At 42.6% G+C, this 14,906-nt stretch carries 15 protein-coding genes; 5 read left to right on the top strand and 10 right to left on the bottom strand.

Going from position 1 to position 14,906, the window contains the following annotated elements:
• Window positions 1–20: 20 nt before the first annotated feature.
• The 7 genes from efp to FHS68_RS23005 all read right to left on the bottom strand — a co-directional run bounded on the left by efp (window position 21) and on the right by FHS68_RS23005 (window position 5,120).
• Window positions 21–587, bottom strand: a complete 567-nt coding sequence (efp, locus tag FHS68_RS23035) for an elongation factor P (protein WP_167275508.1) — start codon at window positions 585–587, stop codon at window positions 21–23.
• A 42-nt stretch (window positions 588–629) separates the two neighbouring features.
• Window positions 630–1,625, bottom strand: a complete 996-nt coding sequence (locus tag FHS68_RS23030) for a beta-ketoacyl-ACP synthase III (RefSeq protein WP_167275504.1) — start codon at window positions 1,623–1,625, stop codon at window positions 630–632.
• 31 nt (window positions 1,626–1,656) lie between these two features.
• Entirely contained in the window at window positions 1,657–2,595 is a 939-nt protein-coding gene (gene plsX / locus FHS68_RS23025) for a phosphate acyltransferase PlsX (protein WP_167275502.1), read from the bottom strand.
• A 132-nt stretch (window positions 2,596–2,727) separates the two neighbouring features.
• On the bottom strand, window positions 2,728–2,922 hold the full coding sequence (gene rpmF / locus FHS68_RS23020; protein WP_167275499.1) for a 50S ribosomal protein L32: 195 nt from the start codon (window positions 2,920–2,922) through the stop codon (window positions 2,728–2,730).
• A gap of 174 nt (window positions 2,923–3,096) precedes the next feature.
• Window positions 3,097–3,654 carry a YceD family protein gene (locus FHS68_RS23015; protein WP_310588639.1) on the bottom strand — a complete coding sequence of 186 codons (558 nt, stop codon included), beginning with the start codon at window positions 3,652–3,654 and terminating at the stop codon, window positions 3,097–3,099.
• A 75-nt stretch (window positions 3,655–3,729) separates the two neighbouring features.
• Window positions 3,730–4,362, bottom strand: coding sequence for an acetyltransferase (locus FHS68_RS23010; RefSeq protein WP_167275497.1), 633 nt, complete (start codon window positions 4,360–4,362; stop codon window positions 3,730–3,732).
• Window positions 4,363–4,475: 113 nt separating this feature from the next.
• Complete coding sequence (locus FHS68_RS23005) at window positions 4,476–5,120, bottom strand: hypothetical protein (RefSeq protein ID WP_167275494.1); 645 nt, start codon at window positions 5,118–5,120, stop codon at window positions 4,476–4,478.
• Window positions 5,121–5,229: 109 nt separating this feature from the next.
• Here FHS68_RS23005 and FHS68_RS23000 point away from each other — a divergent pair, with 109 nt between their 5' ends.
• Window positions 5,230–6,714 (top strand): M61 family metallopeptidase, encoded by a 1,485-nt coding sequence (locus FHS68_RS23000; RefSeq protein WP_167275490.1) that lies wholly within the window; start codon window positions 5,230–5,232, stop codon window positions 6,712–6,714.
• A 62-nt stretch (window positions 6,715–6,776) separates the two neighbouring features.
• Here FHS68_RS23000 and FHS68_RS22995 read toward each other — a convergent pair whose 3' ends face one another.
• Both FHS68_RS22995 and FHS68_RS22990 read right to left on the bottom strand, forming a co-directional pair.
• A complete protein-coding gene (locus FHS68_RS22995; RefSeq protein WP_167275488.1) occupies window positions 6,777–7,688 on the bottom strand; it encodes a TIGR01777 family oxidoreductase in 912 nt (303 codons plus the stop codon).
• 33 nt (window positions 7,689–7,721) lie between these two features.
• The gene (locus tag FHS68_RS22990) at window positions 7,722–8,537 is read right to left on the bottom strand and encodes a lysophospholipid acyltransferase family protein (protein ID WP_167275485.1); all 816 of its coding nucleotides are present in this window, start codon (window positions 8,535–8,537) and stop codon (window positions 7,722–7,724) included.
• 224 nt (window positions 8,538–8,761) lie between these two features.
• On the opposite strand from FHS68_RS22990, the gene FHS68_RS22985 reads away from it, so the two are divergent.
• The 4 genes from FHS68_RS22985 (at window position 8,762) to FHS68_RS22970 (ending at window position 12,693) form a co-directional block, all read left to right on the top strand.
• A complete protein-coding gene (locus tag FHS68_RS22985; RefSeq protein ID WP_167275483.1) occupies window positions 8,762–10,231 on the top strand; it encodes a M48 family metalloprotease in 1,470 nt (489 codons plus the stop codon).
• A gap of 121 nt (window positions 10,232–10,352) precedes the next feature.
• Window positions 10,353–10,610: a MarR family winged helix-turn-helix transcriptional regulator gene (locus FHS68_RS22980; protein ID WP_229212031.1), complete on the top strand. Its 258-nt coding sequence runs from the start codon at window positions 10,353–10,355 to the stop codon at window positions 10,608–10,610.
• Window positions 10,611–10,934: 324 nt separating this feature from the next.
• A complete protein-coding gene (locus FHS68_RS22975; RefSeq protein ID WP_167275480.1) occupies window positions 10,935–11,675 on the top strand; it encodes a hypothetical protein in 741 nt (246 codons plus the stop codon).
• Between the two features lie 292 nt (window positions 11,676–11,967).
• Complete coding sequence (locus FHS68_RS22970; protein ID WP_167275477.1) at window positions 11,968–12,693, top strand: hypothetical protein; 726 nt, start codon at window positions 11,968–11,970, stop codon at window positions 12,691–12,693.
• A 101-nt stretch (window positions 12,694–12,794) separates the two neighbouring features.
• Here FHS68_RS22970 and FHS68_RS22965 read toward each other — a convergent pair whose 3' ends face one another.
• Window positions 12,795–14,891, bottom strand: coding sequence for a protein-disulfide reductase DsbD family protein (locus FHS68_RS22965; protein WP_167275475.1), 2,097 nt, complete (start codon window positions 14,889–14,891; stop codon window positions 12,795–12,797).
• Window positions 14,892–14,906 lie beyond the last annotated feature (15 nt).

Below are 14,906 nucleotides of genomic sequence, written 5' to 3'. Positions count from 1 at the left end.
GTGGTGGCACCCGTTAAAAATTATGATTTTACTCTTTCTACGTAATCGTAAGTACGGGTATCGACTTTAATTTTTTGGCCTTCCTCAATAAATAAAGGCACCATAATCCGGGCACCAGTTTCAACCTCGATTGCCTTCTTTGGAGAGTTGGCGGTGTCGCCTTTCAGGCCAGGCTCTGAGTAGGTAACTTCCAGTTCAACAAAAGGAGGGAGCTCGCAAAGCAATGCTGAATCATTTTCGGTATTGATTAAAATTTCTACTTCCTGCCCTTCCTTCATCAAATCGGCATTGGTTACCAATTTTTCATCGATCAAAACCTGATCGAAAGTTTCGGCATTCATAAAGTTGTAGCCGACTTCATCCTTATATAAATATTGGAATTTATGTCTTTCAACACGCACTGGGATAATACCCGCACCGGAAGAGAAAGTATTGTCTAACACTTTTCCGGTCGTGAGGCTTTTGAGTTTAGTACGGACAAACGCATTGCCTTTACCTGGTTTAACATGCTGGAATTCAGTCACCTGAAACAAGTCATGATTAAAATTTATTACCAATCCGTTGCGCAAATCTGCGGTAGTTGCCATTTTTTTCAATAAATTAAAATGTAATCTTTTCAAATCACAGGTTTATCCCTGGTAAGCCCACTTAAGATAAATCGAGCCCCAGGTAAACCCGCCTCCAAAGGCGGCCAAAATTAAATTGTCGCCTTTTTTTAGCTGTGATTCATAATCCCATAAACACAATGGAATGGTTGCTGCCGTCGTATTCCCGTATTTCTGGATATTTACCATTACTTTATCCATTCCAACATTCATACGGTTAGCAGTAGCTTCAATGATCCGGCGGTTTGCCTGATGGGGCACCAACCACGCTACGTCACTGCCTTTGAGCCCGTTCCTTTCCATAATTTCTGCGGAAACGTCGGCCATATTGGTTACAGCGAATTTAAAAACCTGCGCGCCATCCTGGTAAACATAATGCAGCCGATTGTCAATGGTTTCGTGGCTCGGAGGATATCGGCTCCCTCCGGCTTTCTGGTTGAGGTAAGGATAACCAGCTCCATCCGACTTGATCAGGGAGTCGATAATGCCATATCCTTCGGTATCAGCTTCCAGCAAGACAGCACCAGCGCCATCTCCAAAAAGAATACAGGTTTTGCGATCAGTATAATCTACAATGGCAGACATTTTGTCGGATCCGACAACGATAACTTTTTTGTATTTTCCAGTCTCGATAAATTGAGAACCCAAAGTCAGTGCATAAAGAAATCCTGAGCAGGCAGCCTGAATGTCAAAGCTTCCCACATTTCGAATTCCCACCATATCGCAAATGAGGTTGGCCGTACATGGAAATACAAAGTCAGGTGTGGTCGTTGCGCAAATCAGCAGATCAATTTCCTTTGGACTGGTATTCGTTTTTTCAAGCAGTCCTTTTACAGCTTCGGCACCCATATGTGAGCTCCCTAATCCTTCACCCTTCAGAATACGCCTTTCTTTAATGCCGGTACGACTCACGATCCACTCGTCGTTTGTTGCAACCATTGTTTCCAACTCGGCATTCGTCAAAACATAATCAGGCACATACCCTTGTATTCCTGTTATAGAGGCTTTTATATGGGTCATGATAAATTAACTATTCAAAATCCGATCCGGATTAATTCAATGCTTGCGCAATATGCAAATATGCCTTTGACTTGACCTGTTTGTATGCCCAGCCAATCATATTTTTTATAGCTAAAGGTGAGGAGATACCATGGGCAATCATTACATTTCCATTGACACCGATGATGGAACTTCCTCCAATAGATTCATAGTTGGTTTTGTCAATAAAGTCGTCCTGAAACCCTCTTTGCTTGGAAATTTCGTGTAAAGATTCTCCTAGCTTAAACAAAATATTACCAGTAAAACCGTCGGTGACGATCACGTCGGCCTTGTTGGTAAAGAGATCCTTACCTTCAATATTTCCTATAAAGTTGATTCGTTTGTTTTGTTTGAGTAGGGGGAACGTTGCCTGTGATGTAAGTGAACCTTTTTGTTCTTCTTCACCAATATTCATAAGCGCTACGCGCGGTTTGTCAATTTGAAATGTATATTGGGCGAATAGGGAGCCAATTTCGCCAAACTGTGCAAGAACCTCGGGCTTACAATCTGCATTCGCTCCGATATCGAGCATTATTGCATATCCTCCGCCAACCTGTGGTACAAATCCTGCAATGGCAGGTCTAAGGATTCCTTCTATTGCTTTGATGCTAAAAAGCGCACCTACGTGCATGGCTCCGGTATTTCCCGCACTGCAAAAAATGTCTACCTCTTTTTCTTTCAGAAGCTTGAAGCCAATGCCAATGCTTGAATTGGGTTTTTGAGAAAGGGCTTTCGTTGGATGTTCCCCCATCTCAATAACATCTTCTGCATGAATGACGTCAATGTTAGTAGGGGTGAAGTTACTTTTATTGAAAATATCCCAAATAGCACTTTCACGGCCAATCAAAACGATCCTCGCCTCGGATGGTAGTTCAGAAGACGCCAGAATGACCCCTTCAACAATAGCCTGCGGAGCTAAATCTCCCCCCATAGCATCTACCGCAATTTTCATTTACACGCTGTTATTTTAGACTAATAAGTTAGAAATCGAAGGTGTAAATTTAGCAGATGTGCCGCAGTAAAAAAGAATTTCGCAACAACTTTTATGGAGCTGCTGCGAAATTGATGTACTCATCGACAGAAACTAAACTGTTTTAGTATAGTTCTCTACAACCACTTTTCCCCTGTAAACCAGGTTTCCTTCGTGAACGTGAGCGCGGTGTAGCTGGTGAATTTCTCCTGTGGATGAATCAGTACCTAATTGCTTTCCGGTAAGGAAGTCATGCGCTCTGCGAGAATCGCGACGAGAAGTGGAATGTCTCCGCTTAGGATGTGCCATGATGCTTTATGTCTATTGTTTATATTTTTTACTATTTCAGGTCTGTTGGCGCCAGCCAACTTCTTTGGTACTCTCCGTCGGCTGAAGCCAACGGTAATTAATTATTTTTCAATTTCCGTCGGTTTAAACCGACGGGCAACTGGGCTGGGACGACGGGCTCCCTGGCCATCTCGGCTATTGTTCGCCTTTTAATTTCTTTAATGCTTCCCAGCGGGGATCTATTTTTTCTTCTTCTGTACTTTCCAGGTCTTCTATATCTCCTGACGAATACACTAAAATGCCTTCCTCTTCATCCTCTATCGAATCCAAATTATCATCCTCGGTTCTTAGATCCGGATGTATTTTTTTAAATGGAAGAGTTAGTGCGATAAATTCAAAAATGTATCTTGCAACGTTGATCCTTGGGGTATTTCTATTAATGATTTCAATTTCGTCCGTAAGCTCCTCGTTGTGATCGCCGAACTTTAAAATGATCCTTCCATTCAGATCAATAGGTTCTTCAAAAGGTTCAAGGCTCCGGTCACAGGTTAAAATTACGCTTCCTTTTGTTTCAAAATTAAGTTGAATCATGGTGGCCGATCTATTCAAAACCACATGTGTTTTGAAATTTCCGTGCTCGATCAGATCTTGTTCCAGCTCCTCAAAGAAGGCATCGCCCGACTCCATTTCATAGTCATACTGTTTTTCCTCCAAACCGTAAATGTCTATGTTGTATTTACTTAGCTCTTTCACTCTTTTCTGTCAAAAGGACTGCAAAGGTAATGCCTTTCGATTTAATAAAAAAACGAAGACAGGTTTTTTGTAGAATCAAATCTTCTTCGCGGGATTTCCAAAATAGGTTGCCTTCGCCGGGACATTTTCCACAACCACAGATCCTGCACCGATCCGGGCATTCTTGCCAATTTCAATACCAGCTACGATAATCGCCCCTGAACCTATGAAAACGCCATCGTTCAACTTCACCCGATCATTAATGATAGCACCTGCACCAATCGTCACAAAGTCGCCAACGCTTACCGAAGTATCTACTACGGAAGCAGTTTGAACCAGGCAATGATGCCCGATCTTTGATTTAGCTCCGATAGTAACTCTTGCGCCAATAAGATTTCCGTGTCCTATCAGCGCCATTTCAGATATCACCGCGGTATCATGGATCGCATTGACGGGCATTGCCTTCTGCTGCTCAGTTAAAGTTTCGACCAAGCGCTCCCTGACCGAGCGCTCGCCAATCGCTACAAAGGATTCGCATTTCGCTCCAATAATGTTGAGAAAGTTGTTGTCGTCGGTGTCACCAAGGACACTCACATCGCCAAACTCTTTTCCATGAAGCTCCTTGTGATCGTCCAGCAAGCCATAAACGAGAACATTATTTCTTCTGAAAATATCAAGTGCCTGCATTCCAAGATCGCCTGCACCGAAGATTATTACCGGATTTTCCATATTGATTATTTAAAGTTAGAAAGCCACCATGAATGATTAAGGTTTCAATTGGGGGACAAAAAATAAATCGCCATTGACTTGACGGCGATTTAATGGCAAATTAGAGAAGTATCTTATAAGAAGGTCACACGAAAAACAAACGGGCTTCCATACGGAGAGAGGTTTTGTCCACTGTACTTATCAATCTGATTATTATAATTCAAATTATATAAGGCTGTGAAATGGACGGCTTTGATAAATTTCCCTCCAATAGGCTGAGAGTAAGACGCGCCTACCAGAGGCGAACCAAGCCATTGTCTCTTTTGATAAGAACCTTCCACATTCATAGACTCAAATTCGCCAATCAGGTTAACCATTGGAAATATTGAGTACATCAAAAACGCGCGGCCTCCATAATAAGCAGTATTGATATCATAATATTTATAGCGGAAGTACATTAACGTAGGGCCAACGCCTGCAACCAACTTTTCTGTCAGCTCATAACCTGCCATCGGAGATAGATTGATGTTGGTCACCGTTCCCAGGCTTAATCCAAAACTTCCACCCAGGCGAAGCCGCTCTTTGAAAGGTAATTGCTTAAAATCTACTTCACTTTTTTTCTCTTCGAGCTTTTTGTTTTCTATCGGAGGAACATCCTTTTCCTGCGGCTTTTCTTTCCCGATCGAATCAGGCCGATAATAGTCATCCTGCGCCATTAAAGCCGGGGAAATCACGATTGTAAGCAGGAATATGGAGGACAGGAGGATTTTACTTTTCATCTTTAAATCGTTTATTTTAAAATATGGTAACTTGTAACGTATAAATCCGGGATTTTGGTTTATATATAAAATTACACTCCCAGCTCCTCTAAACACCAGTTAACAGCTTATGCATTATCACATTTCGGTATCGGATCCGCAGTCTCATTTTTTACAAATCACCTACACCGTACCCGAAATTAGCAGCGACTCTATTGAAATTCAGTTGCCTGCATGGAGACCCGGACGATACGAAATTCAAAACTTCGCCAAAAATATTCAATTTATTGAAGCGATCTCAGGGACTGATCAGAAACTGCCCATCCATAAAGTGACCAAAGATAGATGGCGGGTTGTAACAGATGGTCAAAAAGAGATTCGGATCAAATATGCCTACTATGCCGCAATTCAGAACGCTGGTACAAGCTATGTAGACGAGGAATTGTGGTATCTGAATTTCATTAACTTTTGTATGTATACTGAGGGACGAATTTCAGAACCTTATACAATTCGTCTTGACCTACCTGAAAATTACAGCATTGCCTGCGGATTACCATTTGTTGGGGAAAACCGGCTTTATGCCAGAAACTTTTACCAGCTGGTCGACAGCCCGTTGCTTGCTTCCGCGACGTTGCAAAGACGGGAATATCTGGTTAGAGGGGTGGAATTTAAGATTTGGATGCACGGAAATCTTAAACCGAATTGGTGGCGTATCGTCAGGGATTTCCGGCGTTTTTCGAGAGAACAGATCGCTACCATGGGGGAATTTCCTGAGGCGAATTATCATTTTCTAAACCTCATACTGCCAAATGCTTTTTATCACGGAGTAGAACACCAGAATTCAACCATGATTGTGCTGGGGCCTGACGATGAAGGCGAAGGGCTTTATTCGGATTTATTAGGAGTGAGCTCACATGAATTATTTCATACCTGGAATGTTATCCGCATCCGTCCAAAAGAGCTTCTACCTTATGATTTTACAAAAGAAAACTACTTCCGTACTTGTTTCGTGGTAGAAGGATGTACTACTTACTATGGAGATCTATTTCTTAGACGTGCCGGGGTTTTTAACGATGAGGCTTATGTGAAGGAATTGCAGGTGTATATGAAAAGGCACTTCGAAAACAATGGACAGTCAAGGCAATCGCTTGCCGACTCATCTTTTGACCTCTGGCTGGATGGATACGAAAAAGGTATTCCCAACCGGAAAGTTTCGGTATACCATAAAGGTGCATTGGTCGCCATGATTTTAGATCTTTATTTAAGAAAAAAAACCAATCATGCGCAGTCACTGGATGATGTAATGAAGCTGCTTTGGGTGCGTTTTGGCAGACCGTTTGTCGGATATACCCTCGAAGATTATATAGGTATCGTAGAAGAGGTAGCCGGTGAAACGCTCGAATGGTATTGGCATGATTGCATTTTTACCAGCGAACCATTGGAATCCAGATTAAATGAGGCATTGGCTTTTGTAGGATTACAAATGTCAACATTCAGCAATGGCAACATTCAGCTCGACGTGCTCGACGACTTTAAAGCAATGCAACAAAGAGAAATATGGCTTGCTACGGCACAAAGCAAAACGGATTTAGAAGAAGAGGACGAGGCTGTGTAGGAAATTTCGGTGTTCAGCCGTCCGCTTTTCTTTATTCAACAGCCGATAACCGATTGACGAGGTCATTGCAGAACGTCCTTCACAGCTTCTTTGATGTTGGGAAACGCATACACAAATTCCGTGTCCTTCCTGATTCTCTCATTTACAAGGTAACTGCTTCCCAAAACCACGCTTGCCATTTCTCCAAACGCAAGCTTCAATGCGAACGCGGGGACGTTTGGTAACCATTGTGGTTTGTCCAACGCAATGCAAATTTGCTTGGTAAGTTCTTCATTCGTAACCGGATTAGGGGCGACAGCATTATAGGCTCCGTCCCAGAAATCATTTTCAAGTGCGTCAATATACATTTGGCAAATATCGTCCATATGTATCCACGGGACCCATTGCTTGCCTGAACCCAGCGGCGCACCAAAACCAAATCGTGCCGGTAATGCAATCTTCGGCATTGCACCACCTTCCTTGCTGATCACCACTCCGGTTCTCAATTTTACAGTCCTCACCTCCTGGTTTTTGATCAGATCAGCTGCTTTCTCCCATTCAAGGGTTACGTGTGATAAAAAATCGTTTGCTGGCGGTGAAGCCTCGGTATTCCTGGTATTACCCGAATCTGCTCCATAATAGCTGCTGCCCGACGCTGAAATAAAAGCAGCGGGAAGTATATTTTTCTGTTTTAATTGATTGGCAAGAAATGTTATAGTATCTGTTCTGCTGGAAATAATGATCTTTTTTTGCTTGTCTGTCCAGCGACCTTCCGCGACACCTGCCCCTGCCAAATGGATTAGGAAATGCAGATTATCCAGCGCACCTTGTTCGAGGTAGCCTTTTTCAACATCCCACTCAAAAACCTGGACGGAGGGGATAGCTTTCTTTTTTCTGCTGAGATAGGCGACTTCATAGCCTTTTTTTAACAGAAGTTCGGTGAGACGCTTTCCGATCGAGCCCGTTCCACCAGTAATCAGTACTTTCTTACCCATAATATATTGATTGAAAAAAACATACCATTTTAATTACAGAATGCTTGCTGCCGTTGGATCATTTGGGGCTTCCTGTTCAATGGCCTTCGTTACCCGTTCCACCATACTTTCCACAGATTCGTCGGGCAGGAAATGCATGGGAGCTTTAAAATGGACGGTCAGTTTGGTATTACGCTTTTTGAAACGCAACCCTTTTTTATCAAAGGCCCTCCTGAAACCATTGATAACAACCGGAATTACAATCGGATTTTGATCCTTTATTAAATGCGCGGTGCCTTTACGTACAGGGGCATACGGTTTTGTAGTTCCCTGCGGAAAGCTGACTACCCAACCATGTTCAAGGCCCATTCCAATGCGGTCCTGCGCGGAGTTATCTAATTGCCGTTTTACATTTTCGCCGTTTGCCCGCCAAGATCTTTCGATGGTTATAGCGCCGCCCATACTGAATATTTTAGGAAGAATCCCTTCCTTCATAGTTTCTGCCGCAGCAACATAATAACATCTGGCACGGGGCGAGAACAAATAGAATGGAGGCGAAAGGGTATCCTTATAACCCCATTTCGCAGCACAAAAAATATGGTAAAAAGCGATTACATCAGCAAAGTAAGTCTGGTGATTTGAGAGGAAGAGTACTCCATTATCAGGCAATTCAAGTAATTGTTCGCCGCCGATAATGTTTATTTTATTCACTGCTGTATATCTGTAATAGGTAAACCAACCCAAAATAAATATGAGCAAACGTTTGATAACCAAATAGTTTCCAAACGGATCTTTTTCGAAAAGCCCAAAAAAATCAAACCGGATCAGCCAGGGAGGGAGCAGACTGTACGTACTCTTTTTCAAATTCATAGGGTATGTAAGCGATTGAGCATATCAGTCCTTTGGTGAATTAATTAAAAACAGACAACTTTTGTACCAATCAATGGGTAATTTATATATAAGGATAGTTAATGTAAAAATTAAATCAATCCTGTTGCGGAGTTGTTCCGGGAATTGGCATGATTCTTTCAAGAAATTCAATACTTAATTATAAATTTGACCAACTCCATAGTAACAGCTCATTCTTTATTGATATGAAAATGAAATTTAAATTTCACATTCTAACCGGTTTTGTGGCGATCAGCCTATTGTCTGGATGTTCCAAAAATCCGGTAACTGGTAAAAAGGAAATTATCTTTATGTCCAAGGAAAAGGAAATTGCCCTTGGCGCAGAGTCACATCCCGGAATTGTGGCTACAATGGGAATTTATGATGATAAAAACCTGCAATCCTTTATTAATGAAAAGGGAAAAGCGATGGCCAATGTATCCCATAGACCCGAATTACCCTATCAATTCTTTATCGTTGATTCCCCGGTTGTCAACGCATTTGCTGTGCCTGGCGGTTACGTATACTTTACAAGGGGCATCATGGCGCATTTCAATAATGAGGCTGAATTTGCCGGAGTGCTAGGTCACGAAATTGGTCACATTACTGCACGACATTCAGCACGCCAGCAGACTTCCCAGATATTTGGGCAGGTAGGATTATTGGCTGGAATGGTACTTTCTGAAACGGTACGTGGTATGGCGGAACAGACGCAGCAGGCTTTGGGTTTGTTGCTGTTAAGTTATAGTCGCGAACACGAAACTGAGTCAGATAAAATCGGCGTCGAATATTCCAGCAAAATCGGTTACGATGCAAAAGAGATGGCCGATTTCTTTGGTACATTGAAAAAGATCAGCGAAAAAAGCGGGCAGACGATCCCTACTTTCCAATCCACACACCCTGATCCAGGAGATAGGAAAAACAAGGTTGAAAAACTCGCCAAACAATATCAAACAGAACATCCTGGTAAATACAATGTGAACCGGGATGCCTATTTGCGCAAAATTGATGGTATTATATATGGTGCTGATCCAAAACAAGGATTTGTCGAAAATAATGTGTTTTACCATCCATCATTGAGGTTTCAATTACCTGTTCCTAGCGGCTGGCAGTATGAAAATTCTCCTGCCCAGTTTCAAATGGCTCCCAAAGGCGGCAAATCCATGATGATATTTACGCTCGCACCGGGAAATTCATTGGAAGAAGCGGCTCAGGCCGTTGTGAAAAATTATAACCTGCAAGTTTCGGAAAACGAGAAAACCACCATCAATGGTAATCAGGCAATTGTAATGATCTCCACACAGGTAGCGCAAACGCAAACAGGTCAGCCGGCCGCTGCGACACAGAATTCGATCCAAGTCGCGACCTGGCTGATCCAATATGGCAGCAACATTTACGCAATCCATGGGGTGGCAGCGGCCGCCAATTTTGCAGGAAGCGTTAATCAGTTTAAGTCAGTTGCACAAGGATTTAAATCGGTTAACGATCCAAACATTATCAATCGCCAACCCGACCGTGTAAAGATCAGAACAGTACAGCGCGATGGATCATTGAAAGATGCATTGAGGGACAACAGCCAGTCGGATAAGCAAATGGACGAACTGGCGATCATCAACGGCATGTCGCTTTCGGATAAAGTGACGAAAGGAATGCTGATTAAAACGTTGAGTAAATAAAAGGTTTATAATTATTAGTAGAAGCCTTTGTCATGATTCATGACAAAGGCTTTTTTATTGGAATTTTCTCAAAAATATTTGGTTGATAGGTCAACACAATATACAGCAGGACATTGCCAACATGCTTCAAAAAGATAAAGCGGGTATCCAGCGTTCAGTGCAGACTTTACATAAGGATGGTTTTCTTAAAATAGAAAGTGATATTGAGGATAAAAGAAAGAATATGGTGTCGTTAACTGCTAGCGGGAAATTTGTCTGTGAACGCATTCAAACACTTGCTATCGGGTTCAATAATCAAATCATGGAGCATTTTTCAGAAGAAGAACGCAAAACTTTTATCGGATTTTTAGACAGAGTTATCACAGTCATTGACAAATAAAAAATTCATATTAATTTGATATGTCACCAGTAGAGGTGTCAACTAAATGAAGGATTAGCCATAAAAAGCATTTTTACCACCTAGCCCACAACAAGTTGTAAAAGCCCACTTACAAGTATCATTTAAAGCCTAATCGAAATAGCTTGCAAAGCCAAACTTAGTAATTCCTTCTATCCAAAAAGTACTATTTCACATCCAAGCAGCTCTCTTACCGCAGAATAACCAATCTCTTCCACGCACTCATTTTCAGGGCCTTATCCAACGAACTGTCGCGTCTTTTGTAGTAGTTACAAAAACAAATGTTTAACTACAAAATCCGGAAAAATGAAATTAGTACAAAAGTTACCTATCGGCCTGAGCCTGGCCTGTGTAATGATGATGAGCGGCTGTTCGAAAGAAGAACTTCAAACGCCTGAGCCAAAAGTGGAGAGCGTTAATACACATTCGAACCTGAAAACGGATGCGCTCCCATGGATTGCGCCGACAAAGGCGTACGCAGGAATTAAGATCCTCCCAAACTTTTGGGAAAGACGTTCGCTCGACAGTGGGGATCCTGTAAAATATCCGTTCGGTACCTCCAACTTCTCAAGACCATGGGGGAATATCGCATTACAATGGAAGGAGTCATTCCCAGCGCTTCAAGGTCAACCCTGGAATTCGTTTGTTACGGTAACATCTACCACTACTGATAAATCGAATTCAAGTAAGATGGCGAAGGTTGGAACTACCATTCAGTTTCTGAAAACAGGGTTTACTTATTACCTCACATTCTATGTCGCTTCTGCGCGTCCGAAGTTGGATGGCTCAGGCAAGCTTCCGACGTTTGTTGGAAAATGTAATATAGCGTTAAAGAGTCCAAACACCGGGCAATATTATGAGTCCCAGTATTTTGATGTGAATATGCTAGAAGCTCAACCTAACACCTGGATCAAAAAAACCATCGAATTTAAAGCAACAAATTCGGAAATGCGATTTGACTTCAGTGCGACATCTATCCAGGATGGAAAAACGGCATACGCGCATCTGTTCATCGGTCAGGATGCGATTTGGGAAAAAAGGTTTTAAGGTTTGAATCACAAAATGCTAGCAACAAGGGCCGTCTCAGAACATCCGAGGCGGCCTTTTATTTTGCCAAAACCAACTTGCGATGAATTCCTACCAGCAAGTGCGAGTTAACTCGCATGCCAAATCCGGAATAAATACAAAAAATTAGGACATTAATTGCAGGCAAATTTCAAACGCTGCCGAAGGATAATCCAGGCACTCCGAAAGCTCAATTTAAAGGCTAAATTACTTTTCACAGCCCTTTCTTGTGATCAGTAACAGAAATAAATGTTTAACTAAAATTTCTAAAAAAATGGAAATAGTACAAAAATTACCAGCAGCCCTGGCAGTCGCTTGTTTGATGATGTTGAGCAGTTGCTCCAATGACGATGCTCTGGCACCCGAGCCGAAGGTGGAGAGCGTGAATACAAATTCCAACCTAAAGGTAGATGTTGTTGTTGCTCCTTCTATTTTTTCAACACAGTGGTACACCGGCATTGACATTCTGCCTTCAAATTGGAGCAGGAATGTCGATGGCTATTCTAATGACGTGGTTGCATATCCGGTAGGTATTTCAAGCGTAAGAAACTTATGGGGAGATCCTTCAAGGCCGTTTGTGCAGGAACTGATCTTGGTGCCGTGGGCTCGAAACATCACTACATTTATTACGGTGAAGGGTGCGAGTTCATGGGATACCAAAAAGATGTCCAGTGTAAAGACCAAAATCAGGAATCTGAAGCCTGGTAAAAAGTACGCTCTCACAGTTTATGTATCTTCCTCTATACCCAAAGCGACTTACGGTGTAATTAATGCATCTTTCGCTAAAAAATGCTTAATAAAGCTGGGAAATACAGTTGCATCTCAGGAGGAGGTTGTAGATCTGACCAGTTACAAAAATTGTTGGGTTCAGAAGATCATCACTTTCACAGCATCGGGTTCAGAAATGGATTTCGCATTCTCCACGTCAATTGATCAATACTCAGCGTATGCCTACGCACATCTTTTGGTTGGTGACAATGCGCTCAAGCAGCTGAATTGATCGAGTTTTGCTGTTATTTGTATTGAAAGTCAAAGCCGCTCCTGATATTCGGGGGCGGGATTTTTTTGTTAGTCGTAATAGATACGCCGGGAATTGATGGGCTATTTCCCAAACGCGGCCTTCCCGCTATCCAGAAACGCCGCAAAATTTGCAGGATTCAAATCATAATTCTTGGGCTTCACCAGCAAGTTCCCTTCGTGATCAACCAGACAATAGTGCGGCTGCGCGTTGTTATTATACTTTACAATTTGCAAATCAGCATTCTGCGCGCCGATTGTTTTTTTGACTTTGTTGTCGTATTTCGAAGTGTACCAGCTCGCTTCCGGTAGTTCCGTTTTATCATCCACATAAAGCGCGACGATCACGTAATCAGTTCTCAGACGTTGCTGCACAGTGGGATCCACCCAAACTCTCGCTTCCATTTCGCGGCAGTTTACGCAGCCGTGACCTGTGAAATCGATGAAAACAGGCTTATTGACTTTTTTAGCATATGCCAATGCATCTTTATAGTCGAAGAAACCCTCCAATTCGTGAGGTAAGTGAAAAAGGTCAGCGTACTTTCTGGTTTCACCAGGCGCAACGGATGAAGCTACTCCGGCGGATCTTTTGCTCAGGTCAAAATCCAGTGTGGACTGTGGCGGCAGGTAACCAGCCAATGCTTTCAAAGGCGCGCCCCACATGCCCGGGATCATATATACTACGAACGTGAGGGTAACAATGGACAGCAGCAATCTTGGAACACTTACTTTTTCAAGCGGAGAATCATGCGGCGTCCTGATTTTGCCTAAAAGATAGAAACCTAGCAAACCGAATATCACGATCCAAAATGCCAGATAGATTTCTCTGTCCAATAAACGCCAGTGGTAAACTTGATCGGCAATGCTGAAAAATTTCAATGCAAGCGCCAGTTCCAAAAAGCCTAAAATGACTTTTACGGTATTAAGCCAGCCGCCAGATTTAGGCAAAGATTTTAACCATTGAGGAAAAAGGGCAAATAATGTAAACGGTATCGCAAATGCAGCTGAAAACGACGCCATGCCAATAATGGGTTTCACCACTTCGCCTCCAGCAGACGCTACCAGCAAACTTCCAACAATAGGCCCCGTGCAGGAAAATGAAACCAGTACCAATGTGAATGCCATAAAGAAAACCCCGGCATATCCGCCCTGATCTGCCTTCTGATCCATCTTATTGACGAACCCACTTGGCAATACGATTTCAAACAAACCTAAAAAAGACAAGCCAAAAACAAAGAAAATGGCGAAGAAAAGCAGATTCGGAATCCAGTGAGTACTCAGAAAATTGGCAAACGCAGGTCCGTTTAATCTTGAAACGACGGTACCTATCAGTGTATAGATTAAAATAATAGAAATGCCGTAGATCAATGCTTTCAACTTTCCCTTTTCCTGATTGGTAAAAAAACTCACCGTCATCGGGATGATCGGAAAAACGCAGGGGGTAAGTAATGCAACCAGACCGGACAAGAATGCGGCCAATGCAAAACCCCAAAGCGATTTGCCAGCGGCAGGATCCTCAGAACTTAGCGATTTATTTAAAGTTGCGCCTGCTGATTTTGATGATGAGTAGGATTCATCCGTTTTCGCAGTAGACGCAGAATCGACAAGATTACCGGTTGAAGTAGCTGCAACATTTGACGAGGAATCAGCCGCAGGAGTGGAAGCACCGACTGTTGGCTGGGTATCATTTGTTACGGTACCGGCAACAACCTTTAATCCTTTAAATTCAAAATCATCATTGCCTGGAATGCAAAGGCCGGTAACATGGCTGCAGGTCTGGTACTCTGAGGCGCCTTTGATGACGGGGTTGTCGGCAAGTACTTTAATGGTTTGTTTAAAAACGCCCTTTACTTCGAAAATCCGCACATTTCCTCCAAAGGCTTCTTCAAATTTTGTCTTAGGATTCAGCGGTTTTAGTTTCCCAATCACTTCAAAAGTATTGTTTTTCTCAAAAGCAAAACTTGTAAGCATCGGCCCCAGATCCGGATCGAAATCGGAGGAATAGAGGTACCAGTCTTTGTCAATCACTGCAGTGAAAATCAGGTCGACGGTTTCACCTTTTTTTACCTCGGGTTTTGAAAATGTGTAAGTCCAATGCGCTTTTGCTTTCTGTATTTGGGCGATGGCGCCATAATGGAGGAAAAAACCTATACCTAATAGGAAGAGAATACTGCGTTTCATAAGCTGGTGGGAATA

This window comes from Dyadobacter arcticus, from assembly GCF_011762185.1.
GTDB lineage: Bacteria > Bacteroidota > Bacteroidia > Cytophagales > Spirosomataceae > Dyadobacter > Dyadobacter arcticus.
Note: the sequence above shows the minus strand (reverse complement) of the source record. Positions and strands in the feature narration are given on the sequence as shown.

Excerpts from the sequence above, each read along its gene's own strand:
- efp (WP_167275508.1), bottom strand. The coding sequence starts at position 587 with ATGGCAACTACCGCAGATTTGCGCAACGGATTGGTAATAAATTTTAAT.
- FHS68_RS23030 (WP_167275504.1), bottom strand. The coding sequence starts at position 1,625 with ATGACCCATATAAAAGCCTCTATAACAGGAATACAAGGGTATGTGCCT.
- plsX (WP_167275502.1), bottom strand. The coding sequence starts at position 2,595 with ATGAAAATTGCGGTAGATGCTATGGGGGGAGATTTAGCTCCGCAGGCT.
- rpmF (WP_167275499.1), bottom strand. The coding sequence starts at position 2,922 with ATGGCACATCCTAAGCGGAGACATTCCACTTCTCGTCGCGATTCTCGC.
- FHS68_RS23010 (WP_167275497.1), bottom strand. The coding sequence starts at position 4,362 with ATGGAAAATCCGGTAATAATCTTCGGTGCAGGCGATCTTGGAATGCAG.
- FHS68_RS23005 (WP_167275494.1), bottom strand. The coding sequence starts at position 5,120 with ATGAAAAGTAAAATCCTCCTGTCCTCCATATTCCTGCTTACAATCGTG.
- FHS68_RS23000 (WP_167275490.1), top strand. The coding sequence starts at position 5,230 with ATGCATTATCACATTTCGGTATCGGATCCGCAGTCTCATTTTTTACAA.
- FHS68_RS22995 (WP_167275488.1), bottom strand. The coding sequence starts at position 7,688 with ATGGGTAAGAAAGTACTGATTACTGGTGGAACGGGCTCGATCGGAAAG.
- FHS68_RS22990 (WP_167275485.1), bottom strand. The coding sequence starts at position 8,537 with ATGAATTTGAAAAAGAGTACGTACAGTCTGCTCCCTCCCTGGCTGATC.
- FHS68_RS22985 (WP_167275483.1), top strand. The coding sequence starts at position 8,762 with ATGAAAATGAAATTTAAATTTCACATTCTAACCGGTTTTGTGGCGATC.
- FHS68_RS22980 (WP_229212031.1), top strand. The coding sequence starts at position 10,353 with ATGCTTCAAAAAGATAAAGCGGGTATCCAGCGTTCAGTGCAGACTTTA.
- FHS68_RS22975 (WP_167275480.1), top strand. The coding sequence starts at position 10,935 with ATGAAATTAGTACAAAAGTTACCTATCGGCCTGAGCCTGGCCTGTGTA.
- FHS68_RS22970 (WP_167275477.1), top strand. The coding sequence starts at position 11,968 with ATGGAAATAGTACAAAAATTACCAGCAGCCCTGGCAGTCGCTTGTTTG.
- FHS68_RS22965 (WP_167275475.1), bottom strand. The coding sequence starts at position 14,891 with ATGAAACGCAGTATTCTCTTCCTATTAGGTATAGGTTTTTTCCTCCAT.